The organism is Chitinophaga qingshengii (genome assembly GCF_014529935.1).
Lineage (GTDB): Bacteria > Bacteroidota > Bacteroidia > Chitinophagales > Chitinophagaceae > Chitinophaga > Chitinophaga qingshengii.
Genome location: NZ_JACVFC010000001.1, coordinates 2621848 through 2634122 on the forward strand (window position 1 = coordinate 2621848; position 12275 = coordinate 2634122).

General features: G+C 48.8%; 11 protein-coding genes. 3 read left to right on the forward strand and 8 right to left on the reverse strand.

Annotated features, from left to right (window positions below; all coding sequences use genetic code 11):
* Positions 1–57: 57 nt before the first annotated feature.
* Positions 58–1230: a class I SAM-dependent rRNA methyltransferase gene (locus ICL07_RS09975; RefSeq protein ID WP_188087762.1), complete on the reverse strand. Its 1173-nt coding sequence runs from the start codon at positions 1228–1230 to the stop codon at positions 58–60.
* A 109-nt stretch (positions 1231–1339) separates the two neighbouring features.
* Between ICL07_RS09975 and ICL07_RS09980 the strand changes: the two genes are divergently transcribed.
* From ICL07_RS09980 to ICL07_RS09990, 3 genes are all read left to right on the forward strand, one after another.
* Positions 1340–1933 (forward strand): nucleotide exchange factor GrpE, encoded by a 594-nt coding sequence (locus tag ICL07_RS09980; protein WP_246484999.1) that lies wholly within the window; start codon positions 1340–1342, stop codon positions 1931–1933.
* A 111-nt stretch (positions 1934–2044) separates the two neighbouring features.
* Entirely contained in the window at positions 2045–3211 is a 1167-nt protein-coding gene (gene dnaJ / locus ICL07_RS09985; RefSeq protein WP_188087763.1) for a molecular chaperone DnaJ, read from the forward strand.
* A 140-nt stretch (positions 3212–3351) separates the two neighbouring features.
* The gene (locus ICL07_RS09990) at positions 3352–4293 is read left to right on the forward strand and encodes a class I SAM-dependent methyltransferase (protein WP_246485000.1); all 942 of its coding nucleotides are present in this window, start codon (positions 3352–3354) and stop codon (positions 4291–4293) included.
* Between the two features lie 3 nt (positions 4294–4296).
* Here the strand turns inward: ICL07_RS09990 and ICL07_RS09995 are convergent, their stop codons facing one another.
* The 7 genes from ICL07_RS09995 to ICL07_RS10025 all read right to left on the reverse strand — a co-directional run bounded on the left by ICL07_RS09995 (position 4297) and on the right by ICL07_RS10025 (position 12210).
* Positions 4297–6039, reverse strand: a complete 1743-nt coding sequence (locus tag ICL07_RS09995) for a YfbK domain-containing protein (RefSeq protein ID WP_188087764.1) — start codon at positions 6037–6039, stop codon at positions 4297–4299.
* 188 nt (positions 6040–6227) lie between these two features.
* Positions 6228–6770 (reverse strand): hypoxanthine phosphoribosyltransferase, encoded by a 543-nt coding sequence (gene hpt / locus ICL07_RS10000; RefSeq protein ID WP_078668784.1) that lies wholly within the window; start codon positions 6768–6770, stop codon positions 6228–6230.
* A 52-nt stretch (positions 6771–6822) separates the two neighbouring features.
* Complete coding sequence (locus ICL07_RS10005) at positions 6823–8289, reverse strand: glucosaminidase domain-containing protein (protein ID WP_188087765.1); 1467 nt, start codon at positions 8287–8289, stop codon at positions 6823–6825.
* Positions 8290–8329: 40 nt separating this feature from the next.
* Positions 8330–8968 carry an O-methyltransferase gene (locus tag ICL07_RS10010; RefSeq protein WP_188087766.1) on the reverse strand — a complete coding sequence of 213 codons (639 nt, stop codon included), beginning with the start codon at positions 8966–8968 and terminating at the stop codon, positions 8330–8332.
* Between the two features lie 211 nt (positions 8969–9179).
* Entirely contained in the window at positions 9180–9878 is a 699-nt protein-coding gene (locus tag ICL07_RS10015; RefSeq protein WP_188087767.1) for an LOG family protein, read from the reverse strand.
* A gap of 503 nt (positions 9879–10381) precedes the next feature.
* A complete protein-coding gene (locus ICL07_RS10020) occupies positions 10382–11512 on the reverse strand; it encodes a TIGR03364 family FAD-dependent oxidoreductase (protein WP_188087768.1) in 1131 nt (376 codons plus the stop codon).
* Positions 11513–11532: 20 nt separating this feature from the next.
* Positions 11533–12210 (reverse strand): phosphonatase-like hydrolase, encoded by a 678-nt coding sequence (locus ICL07_RS10025; RefSeq protein ID WP_188087769.1) that lies wholly within the window; start codon positions 12208–12210, stop codon positions 11533–11535.
* Positions 12211–12275 lie beyond the last annotated feature (65 nt).

Below are 12275 nucleotides of genomic sequence, written 5' to 3' on the forward strand. Positions count from 1 at the left end.
TAACAGATGTAATCACCTATCCGAAAGAAAGCCTATACCAGAAAGCTACTCCTATTTCTACGCGATCTCTACGATCAAAAATTTCAAATACGTTGTATTCTCAATATTCCTCAAAATGGGGTGATCTTTTGCCTGTGTCTGGAAAGTGACCTGGCGGAGACGTCTTTTTGCGTCGCGGGCAGCGGCATCGATTGTTTCGAGGAAAAGCTCCGGTGATACCAGGTTGGTACAGGAAGCCGTGACCAGAAAGCCACCTTTATCCAGCAGTTTCATGCCACGGAGGTTGATCTCCTTGTAACCGGTCACCGCTTTCCGGATGTTTTCACGGCTTTTGGTGAAGGCCGGCGGGTCCAGGATCACCACATCAAATTTGCGGTCCTCCCGGGTATATTGTTTCAATTGATCAAACGCATTGACTGCCTGGAACTTACACACATCCTGAAGGTTATTGAGCGCCGCATTACGACGGGCCGTTTCCACCGCATGCTCGGAGATATCCAGTCCCAATACGCTTTTAGCCCCATAATACCCTGCATGACAGGAGAAGGTGCCGGTGTAGCAGAACGCTTCCAGCACATTAGCCTCTTTCACGATCTGGCGGATTTCACGGCGGTTATCCTGTTGATCCAGGAAATAACCGGTTTTCTGGCCATTCACGATATCCACATGGAACTGCAGACCGTTTTCGTTGATGATGATATTCGTGTCGAAAGGGGCGCTGAGAAAGCCTTTTTGTTGCTCCATGCCCTCCAGTTCACGTACCGGAACATCGTTCCTTTCGTAAATCCCTTTGGGCGAGAAGATGCGGTTCAATGCATCCACGATGGCGTGTTTCCACTTTTCCATGCCCAGTGCCAGGGTTTGTAACACAAAGTAGTCATTGAATTTATCGATGACGAGGGCTGGCAGGTCGTCTGCTTCCCCGAAGACCAGGCGGCAGTTTTCCACATAGCCCAGTTTCTGCCGGTACTGCCAGCATTTAAGCAGGCGCCGATAGAAGAACTCCCCGTTGATTTCTTCGCTTTTATCGCGCGTCAGCAGCCGCACCAATATCTGGGATTGAGGATTGATATACCCTCTTCCCAGAAAAGAGCCCTGATGGGTGTGCACATCCACGATATCGCCCGGTACCACTTCCCCTTTGATTTCGGCCACTTCGTTGCCAAAAATCCAGGGATGGCCCAGTAATACCCTGTTTTGTATCTGTTTCTTTAAAAAAACCTTGGTCATTGACATAAATTCGAGGGGCGAAGGTACGCAGAAGATCTGTCTTTTTGGCGGCCAAACAGGGGTTGGCAAAATAATTGACTAAGCACAATTGCAGATAATCATTACAATTATGACAGAAAAAGACCAAGACATGCAGACAAACGGACAGGCTAACAATGCTGGAGAAAACGAAAAAGGCATGCCTGATTTCAATGCTGAAGACAACATCAGTGAAACGTCTCATATGACTAATGCATTAGAAGTTGAGCCGGAGGAAGAGTTGGTTAAAAAAGAGCAGCAACTGAATGAAATGCGGGATAAATACCTCCGTCTGCAGGCCGAGTTCGATAACTTCCGTAAACGTACTGCCAAAGAAAGACTGGAGCTGCTGCAAACAGCAGGTAAAGAAGTTATCATATCTTTGCTGGACGTACTGGATGATACAGAGCGGGCTGCCAAACAGCTGGACACTGCCAACGACATCGACGCCATCAAAGGTGGGGTTAACCTGGTATTCAACAAGCTGAAATCCACCCTGCAGGCCAAAGGACTGAAGCCTATGGAAAGCATACACACTCCTTTTGATCCGGATCTGCACGATGCTATTACCGAAATTCCGGCCCCCACACCGGATCTTCAGGGTAAAATAGTAGATGTATTACAGCAAGGTTATTACCTGAATGACAAACTGATTCGTCATGCCAAGGTGATAGTCGGCAAATAAATGGTTGTGACGATGTGGCATATGCCGCAGCGGTCGCCTATGCTGATGTCAAAACAATATTATTTACTGAAAAAAACCGGTGCCGGGCACCGGTTATAAGTGATTTTTATAATGTCTACCAAGAGAGATTATTACGAAATACTGGGTGTTGCCAAATCTGCCTCCCAGGATGAGATCAAAAAAGCTTACCGGAAGGTGGCCATGCAGTTTCACCCTGACCGTAATCCAAACAATAAGGAGGCGGAAGAAAAGTTCAAGGAAGCAGCCGAAGCCTATGAGGTATTGAGCGATGCCGACAAGCGGGCACAATACGACCGTTTCGGACATGCAGGCATGAACGGCGGCCGTGGCGGTTTTGGAGGTGGTGGTATGAACATGGAAGATATCTTCTCCAATTTCGGTGACATTTTCGGCAACGATGATATTTTCGGCAGCTTCTTCGGAGGTGGTGGCCGTGGGGGCGGCGGTGGCCGTCGCGGACGCGGTACCCGCGGTTCTAACCTGCGCGTGAAAATCCGCCTCACCTACGAGGAAATCGCCAAAGGTGCCAACAAAAAAATCAAGGTAAAAAAATACGTTCCCTGTCAGCATTGCGGCGGCCTGGGTGCTAAAGATAAAAACGCGTTCCAGACCTGTAACACCTGCGGTGGCTCCGGCCAGGTAAGAAAGGTTACCCAAACCTTCCTGGGGCAGATGCAAACCGTAACTACCTGCCCCACCTGTCATGGTGAAGGCCAGATCATCACCAGCAAATGCGGCCACTGTAAAGGAGAAGGCCGTATGTATGGCGAAGAAATGGTGAGCATCGACATCCCGGCAGGCGTACAGGAAGGTATGCAACTGAGCATGAGCGGTAAAGGCAACGCCGGCGAAAGAGGCGGCGCTCCCGGTGATCTCCTCATCCTCATCGAAGAAGAACCACATCCGGAATTGCAGCGCGATGGCCTCAACGTAGCCTACGACCTGCATATCTCTTTCCCCGATGCCGTTTACGGTACCCAGGTGGAAGTACCTACCATCGACGGTAAAGCGAAAATCAAAATACCTGCCGGTACACAAAGCGGTAAAATCTTCCGCCTCAAAGGCAAAGGATTCCCCTCTGTGAACTCCTACGAAAAAGGCGACCAGCTCATACATGTGAACGTTTGGACACCACAACACGTCAGCGCGGATGAAAAAGCCATGCTCGACAAACTCCAGACCTCTGATAACTTCAAACCCAATCCGGAAAAATCGGAAAAAGGTTTCTTTGAAAAAGTCAGAGACATTTTTAGCTGATTTCCGATTTTTTGATTTTCGGATTTAGATATTTAAAATACAGCGGAGATCATAGCGAATGATAAAAGCTCGCTATGATCTCCGCTGCATTTTTAAAATCCCAAAATCAAAAAATCCGAAAATCCGAAAATATTATTGATATGGATTCCAAACTGCAGATGTTCGAGAACCGGCTCACAAAAGTATTCCGGCATATTTCCAAACTGGCCAAAAGACAAAATATCGCCTGCTACCGGGTGTACGACGACGATATTCCGGAATTCCCCTTCAGCATCGAGATTTATGAAGATCATGTGTATATCGCTGAATACCAGCGCCGCCATGGCATGGAAGAAGCCGATCACGAAGCCTGGCTGGACACCTGCCTGGAACTCATCAGCAAAGTATTAAACATCCCTCCCGGTAATATCTGGGTAAAACAACGGCAACGCAAGGAAAACCGTCAAAGCCAATACGAAAAACTCAGTTTTGAAAGTAAGGCGATGACTGTTCATGAAGGCGGCCTGCAGTTTAAAATCAACCTGTCCGATTACCTCGATACCGGCCTGTTCCTCGATCACCGCATTACACGCAATATGGTACGCAACGAGGCTAAAGACAAAAAAGTACTCAACCTCTTCTGCTATACCGGCTCTTTCTCCGTATATGCTGCCGATGGCGGCGCTGCGGAAGTCACCTCGGTAGATCTTTCCAAAACCTACCTGGCCTGGGCAGAGGAAAATATGCGGCTCAACGGCTTCGATACGGCCAAACATGCCTTTGTACACGCCGATGTACTGCAATACCTCGACACGCTTAAACTTAATACCTTCGACCTGGTCATCATGGACCCGCCCACCTTCTCTAACAGCAAGCGGATGAAGGATTTCCTGGACATCCAGCGGGATCACGTAGAATTGCTCAATAAAGTACTGCTCGCCACCAAAAAAGATGGCGTGGTGTATTTCAGCAACAACTACCGGCGATTTATATTGGAGGAAGACAAAATCAATGCATCCAGCATAAAGGATATTACGAATCAAACCCTTCCCTTCGACTTCCAGCAGAAAATGGTGCGTAAATGTTACCGGCTGATTAAATAAGCCTCAGCGTTTTATTTTACGGACCTGCTTTACCATCTTCAGGAATTCCTGGCGATAGCCCTCTTTATCTTTTCCCAGGGCTTTCCGGGCGATATCCATCACCATATTGGTATCTCCGCAGCCACGGTAGGCGGAGTTGCGGAGGATCATGCCCAACAGCGCTACCGATGCCGCAAACCGGTAGTCATCCGGCGCGGCCTCGAAGGCCGTTGCACGGGCGGGCACCCCACACTCCAGTGTATGCAGCACCGTATCCAGCGGATGCCGGTACGAAATTTTTACACGGGCTAACAGACTGTCTGCCGCCGCCACGCTGTCGCGGGGCACTATTTCATACATGGCTACTGCGCAATGACCACTACCTACAATACCGCCGTGGTTTTTATCGGCCGCAGTATCTGCTTCATAAACTTTGTTCTCATAACCAATAAGTCTATACGATTTTACCACTGCGGGGTTAAATGTCATTTCTGTTTGCACGTCACGGGCAACCGTAAAGAGCGTGCTGCCAAATTCACGGGCAAAAATTTTGCTGGCTTCTTCCAGGTCATCGATATAGGCGAAGTTGCCGTTACCCTTGCTGGAAAGGGACTGCAGCTTGGAGTCCTTATAATTTTTCATACCAAAACCCAGGCAGGTCAGCAATACACCGCTCTCTTTCTTTTGCCGGATCAGTTCTTCCATTTCGGCATCGCTGGTAAGGCCTACGTTGAAATCGCCGTCAGTAGCCAGGATCACGCGGTTGTTACCATCCGGGATAAACTCATCTACCGCAATCTGGTAAGCCATTTTAATGGCCGCCTCGCCGGCAGTAGCACCACCGGCAACCAGGTTATCAATAGCATTGAGAATTTTTTCTTTCTGATCGCCGGCCGTGGCGGGCAGTTTGATACCCGGCGTACCCGCGTAGGCTACAATCGCTACTTTATCCACCGGACGCAGGTTATTGACCAGTATCCGAAAGGCAGCCTGTAATAAAGGGAGTTTATTCGGCACGCCCATGGAACCGGAAACATCTATCAGGAACACCAGGTTACTGGGAGGCAGGCTATCCGTCTGCAGCGCTTTTGCCCGCAAGGCCACTTGTAACAGGTGATGCGCCGGTTCCCAGGGGCAGCTGGTATAACGGCTGTATACCGCCATGGTATTACCTTTTTCCGGTAATGGATAATCGTAATGAAAATAGTTCACCATCTCTTCTATCCGTACAGCGTCTACCGGTACCGCTTCTTTCAGTCGCAGGAAACGCCGGATATTACTGTAGGCGGCCCTGTCCACGTCTACCGCAAATATCGATACCGGCTGCGTTTGCGCGCGGGTAAACCTGTTTTCATAGGTGGTGCCGTATGTTTCATTGTAAAAAGCGTGTATACCCATGCCTACGTTACCATAGTTGGGGTTGCTGTTTTGCCGTGTACGGGCGCTGGCTTTGGCCAGGGCGATGGCATCGGGAATTCTACGTATAGGCGATAGTGTTATTAACAGCCGATCACCGGCTTTCACCTCTTTCTGCAACGGACGATAGCCCTCGCGGGTAAACAGCAGTTGCGCTACATTCCTGGGAATCCCCATGCTGAAAAGGCCGAAAGCGTTGGTGAGTACCTTCGTGGTATCATCGATCACGCTAACGGTTACACCGGCGACAGGACGATGGCTAATGCTGTCCTCTACCGCTCCCGACACCCGGATTGTTTGTGCTTGTATACTGCCAGCCCACAACAATAGGAGTAATAGGAATTTTCGCATATGTTAAGGTAAACATTTTCCGGGGTTCTCGCAAAGGCGCAAAGCAGCAAAGAGCGCAAAGATTTTTTTATTAAGAATATAAAAGAAAGCAAAGGAGCGGAGATCAATAACTGATCTTCGCTCCTTTGCTTTCTCTGCTCGCTTATATGTTCTTTGCGCTCTTTGCTGCTTTGCACCTTTGCGAGCACCTACGCTTCTTCCACCAGCTGGTATATTTCCGGCAGATTACGGCCCAATCCATCATAGTCGAGGCCATAACCCAACAGGAACTTATTCGGTACGGAAAAGCCCAGATAATCGATTTTAATAGGATGCACCATTGCTTCCGGCTTCGTCAGCAGGGAAGCGACCAACAGCTTTTTCGGCTGCTGATGTTCCAACTGCGGCAGGAACTGGCTCAGTGTTTTACCGGTATCCACAATATCTTCCAGGATCACCACGGTGCGGCCGAAGAGGTCTTCGTCCAACCCGATAGCCTGTACCACATTACCGGTAGATTTGGTTCCCTTGTAGGAAGCCAGTTTAATAAAAGATATCTCCGCCGGGATGTTGAGATATTTGAACACGTCACCGGCAAACATAAATGAACCGTTGAGGATAGCAATAAACAGCGGACGCTCATCCTTAAGGTCCCTGCTCATGTCTGCAGCCATCTGCTGAATGCGTTGCTGCAGCTCTGTAGCACCGATATAGGGCTGGAATTTCTTGTCATGCACCTGAATAACCGACATAATACTACTTCATTTCCATATTTAACAATGATAAGCAGAAAAGGATCACTGCTTACTTATTCACTAACAGGCGCTGTCCAATTTTAATGTCGAAGCCCTGTAAATTATTCCATTCCTGTAACTGTGTTACAGACTTATTATACATTTTAGAGATACCGTACAGTGTTTCTTTGGGCTGTACTTCGTGGTATTGTGTACCGCTACCGGTTGGCCGTGGAGCCGGTGTAGCGGGAACAGAAGGCGGAGCGGGTTTATACACCGGAGGCTGTGATGCCGGTGGCGTATTTTTAACCGTGCCGTTGGTACCTACTTCCCCTACTTTCTTCAGGTCTTCCACCATGTCAACAGGTACGCCGCCCTGTGGCTGGCGGGGTGCTTCCGGGGCAGCAGTGCCGGCGCCGGTATTTTTAGCTATTTCTTCTTTTGCTTTTTCGATTTCTTTACGGGGAGAAAAATCTTCCGGTGGTTCCTGGTCTTCTTCCCGGATGATACGGGTATTTTTAGCCAGTGCGGGTGTGCCGGAAGCAAAACCGTTCAGGGCCAGGCGCTGACCGGCAGCAGGTTCTTCGCCTTCATGCATTTTATTGCGGCGGCGCAGCCATCTTAGCCGGATACCTTCTGCCTGTGCTACGTCGTGCATGGTTTCGCCATTGCCTACGTTATGAAACTCCTTATTACCTTTTTTACCTTTCTTTTGTAAGAAGATAAACATGTCTTTACGGGGAGGATTGTCATTATCCAGATCGTTGAAGCGCACCAGTTTGCTCAGGCGGATGCTGTGTTTGCTGGCCAGCTGGATCAGGGAAGTACCTGCTTTTACGAATACCACCCTGCGGCCGTTGATTTCAAACACGCCTTTAGGATAATTGCCCGCCATTGGTTTGCTGCCGGTGGAGGTACCGGGCCTGGAAGCCGTTGGCCGGTTATCTGGGCGGCTGTTGTTATTACCGGCATATACCGGCGGTTTTTCCTCAAAGGAGCCGGATTCCGGTGCCGCTTTGCCCATGGCAATCAGCGTGTATTGCTGCAGGTTATAGTCTTCAATAACCTTGATCAGTTGCTGCGGGTAGGTTTTGTTGGTGGCATAGCCAGCCTGTTTAAGCCCGAAAGCCCAGGATTTATAGTCATCTCCGTCAAACTGGAACAGGAAAGCGTAACGGGGATTGCTGCGCAGGAAGTCGGAGTGGTCCCGGTAGGAGTCCTTTGCGCTGTCATATACGCGGAAACACTCCTGGGCGGCGTCATCATCGTATTTGATGGTTTTGCCGGTCCAGGTGTTTTTACATTTAATACCGAAGTGGTTGTTGGACTGGAGGCAGAGCGTTCCGTTGCCGGATTGGGTTTCCACTATGCCCTGGGCCAGTTTGATGGCTGCGGGCACGCCGGTACGGCGCATTTCCTCCATCGCAATGCTCTTATAGGCAGCAATATATTGCTGGGTGGTCATTTTCTGTGCCTTCAGCAGCGGCGTGCAGCCAATAAGAAAACTGACTACCAACAAAAATTTTCTTACTTGCATGTATATTCGAATTTAATGGGCATGGTGCAGGTGTGCCTGGCTATTTTTTCCTGATCAGCAGGATACCGTCGCGGATGGTGAGCAACACCTGTTCTGCGCGGTCATCGGCCAGCACTTTCTCACAAAATCTGACCATGGCTTTAGCCTGGCTTCCCTGCTCATTTTCCGGCTGCAGTACCTGTCCGTGGTACAGTACATTGTCAGCCAGGATAAATCCGCCGGGGCGCAGTTTTTCCCAAACCAGGTCATAATAATGCACATAACCGGCTTTATCAGCATCAATAAACACCAGGTCAAACGTTTCCTCCATGGAGGTGACCACCTCGGCAGCTTTTCCGATGTGCATTTTTATTTTATCAGCATACCCGGATGCCTCAAAATATTGAAGGCAAAGGGTTTCCAGTTCTTCGTTGATATCAACGGTGTGTAATATACCGTCATCAGGCAGGCCTGCAGCCAGGCAGATAGCGGAATATCCGGTGTAGGTGCCCAGTTCCAGTATCCGGCGGGGACGCAGCATGCGGCTCACCATCTCCAGGAACTTACCCTGTACATGACCACTCAACATATGCGGCAATTCCACTTTCAGGTGGGTTTCGCGGTTTAATTTATACAACAGCGGACTTTCCGGGCTGGTGTACTTCTCTGCATATGCCTCTAGTGCCGGTACGAGCTCCATATATAAAATTTCTGCAAAGCTATGAAAAATGGTCTTCTTCGCGGCAGTCATCAGCAAAATCATTAGCCCGGGGTTTCAGCCCCGGGGAAATCATGACCATCAGCGTCAAAGCCATTGCGGCAACACCCGTCAACATAACGTTGCCCGGCCGGAATTTATTCTATTCCGGCTAACGGGCAGGTATATCCGTGCCTGACGGGCACGGCCGTTATTAAAAGTTAGGTCTGAGTTTATTGGTGGTATAAAATACACGGAAGTATTCCACCACTTCGTCGGCAGTATCGAAAAGCTGTAACAGGCCCAGGTCCTGTGGATTAATATTGCTTTCCTTCTCCATCATTACGGTACGTATCCATTCCAGCAAACCGCTCCAGTATTCGCGGCCTACCAGTACCATGGGCGTTTCCTCCATCTTCTTGGTCTGTATCAGGGTAGCCACTTCAAAAAACTCATCCATGGTACCAAATCCGCCGGGCATCATTACAAACCCCTGGGAATATTTGGTGAACATTACTTTGCGGACAAAGAAATAATCGAAGTTGAGCCTTTTGTCGGGGTCAATAAAACCGTTGGGGTTCTGTTCATGCGGCAGGGTAATATTAGCGCCCACCGATTTACCATGTGCTGCCTGTGCGCCCTTATTGGCCGCTTCCATCACGCCGGGGCCTCCGCCCGTGATAATGCCAAACCCCTCTTCAGCAAGCCTTTTGGCAATGTCCTGCGCCAGTTCATAATATCGGTTACCCGGCTTGGTCCGGGCAGATCCGAATATAGATATACAAGGTCCGATTTTAGCAAGCGATTCAAAGCCTTCCACGAATTCCGCCATGATCTTAAAGATCTGCCAGCTGGAATGCGCTCTTGTTTCTGTCCAGTCTCTTTCTTTGAGGTTTTTTAAGCTTCCATTCATGCCGTTGCTTTTTGATGTAAAAATAGTCCTACTCCCTGCTCTCCGGCAGGGGACCCTGTAATTTATAGAATTATTGGCTTTTGTGCAGTCTGATGAGGTAAATTTCTATCCTTTCCCGGCCCCTCCCTGCCTGTTTCACTTTAACCGGAAACTTTCCACACGGCAAAGTCCATATGAAAAAGCAGGTAACTTAAAAGAAACCCGCTTTACATTTAACACGTTATGAACATGCAGCCATGTCGTTGAAACCTGGCTGCAGAAACGTTGCTAAAGTTGGATGATATAATATGGTGAATAATTTACCAGCACAATATAAGGCCATTGTTATGGCGATTGTTTTCATAACGTTTGATCTGCATTTAATTTATTAATAATTCGTAAAAAATCCTAATCATTTTGAAATTTTGATTTAGATATTTGGTTTAGGGCGCATTAGATATATAAAAAAGGGACAACCATTTCGTATAGGCGAAACAGTTGTCCCTTTTTAAATATATCGCTGTTTAGATAGCAGTCAGTTCTTCCGCCAGGCCAAATGACAGGGTCATACCGGCGCCACTGAGCGCATTAACGATGGTTACATCCTTTTCGGGAGATAATATCAGCTCTGTGCCGCCATTGGTCAACTTGGGATAAATGCCATGCCATTGCTCCTGGATAGTATAGGCAGGTGCTTCCAGGAAAGTGTGCATATATTTCAGGATGAGCTCATTGATAAATGCTTTATCAAATGGTTCGAAGTCCGGACCATATTCGTGGGAGTCACCGATCGTCAGTTCACCGGCGCCATTCTGTGAAATCAGCAGGTGAATGCCCCATTTTACATATTCCGGCATTTCCTGTTCAAATCGTTGTTTGAGCGGAATCAGTGCGGCGCAATCGTTGAACGAAGCGTAGTGAGCCAGGGTAAGGCCGGCGCAGAGAGCAGGGCCTAACTGCCAGTCGCCTGGCTGGGGAATAGTGCGCATCATCTGCAATTTGCATTTGGTAAGCGGCGCCGTGGCGTAGGCGGCAGGATACAGCGTTTCAAAATCAGCGCCGCTGCAAACATATACCTGGTCTATCTTCCACTTTTCATCTTTAGTTTCAATGAATGGCATGCTGATACCGTTGACGGCTGTATTAAAACGTACCGTTACATTCAGGTTATCTTCCAGGTGGCGGGCAATCACGGCACTGGCCTGACGGGGATTGACGGTCATTTCCGTTGGGCTCCAGAGGGCACCGAGCAATCCGTTCGTTTTGATGGCTTTCGTGTATTTTCCGATATGTTCCGGCATGATCAGCTGGCAGTCGAATCCATTGGCTGGCGCCGCAGCAGCAAATTCTTCCAGTACGGCCAGCTCATCTTTTTCATATACCAGGTGCAGAGAGCCTGTTTCCTGGCATTGCAGACCGGTAGCAGCCGCCAGTTCTTTCCAGACACTGCGGCTATGCATAGCGCGCTGGTACATTTTACCGGCTTTCTGGCCGATAGGCCATACCAGTCCGAAATTGCGGATAGAAGCGCTGATAGCTTTACTGTTCCTTTCAAATAAAACGACTTTTTTCCCTTTGGACGCCAGTTTATAAGCCATGGCCAGTCCTACGATGCCGGCGCCGATGACCGCTACATCCGCTTGTTGTTGTTGCATGATCGCTATTGAGCAAGAGTTTATAAAATGGATAACAGTTCATCGAGAGAGGCTACGAGGTGGGTATGCGGCCCTTTCTCCAGTTCTTCGCGGCTGTAAGCGCCGGTAGTAACACCCACTACATAACGGCAGCCTGCATTGGTACCCTCTTCCAGGTCGGAAATGGTATCCCCTACTTTCATCACTTCCCCGATGCTGCGTACTTCCAGCGTTTCCATGATACGATAGATCATATAAGGATAAGGACGGCCATAAGTTACTTCATCGCTGGTGGTCACCGCATCGATAAGCCCCTGCTGCTGCCAGCCGGTACGGTTGAGGATCACATTGGTAATATCACGATCAAAACCGGTATCCAGCGCTACTTTAATCCCTTTCTGCCGCAACGCCGCAAATACCGCTGAAACACCTTGTTTCTCCCGTACGGAAGTATCGGTAGCATAGTGGGCTTTCATATCTTCCACAAACCGGGTGTGCAGTTCGTTCACAAAGCTGTCGTCCGTATAACGCGGGTCGTTTTTCTGTTGCAGCAGATAACGGATCGCGTATGGTTTGGCGTATCCCATTACTTCGTTGACTTCTTCCAGGGATACATGTACCCCGGCCAGTTGTATGGCTTTTTGCAATACTTTGGCCACGTTGGCCTCGTCGTGCAGTGTAGTGCCCGCAATATCAAAAACAGCTAATTTAATCTCCATCGCTTTAAAATAAGTTGATGGCACAAAGGTATAAAAGTTGTAAAAATAAGTTTAGCATTTATAAA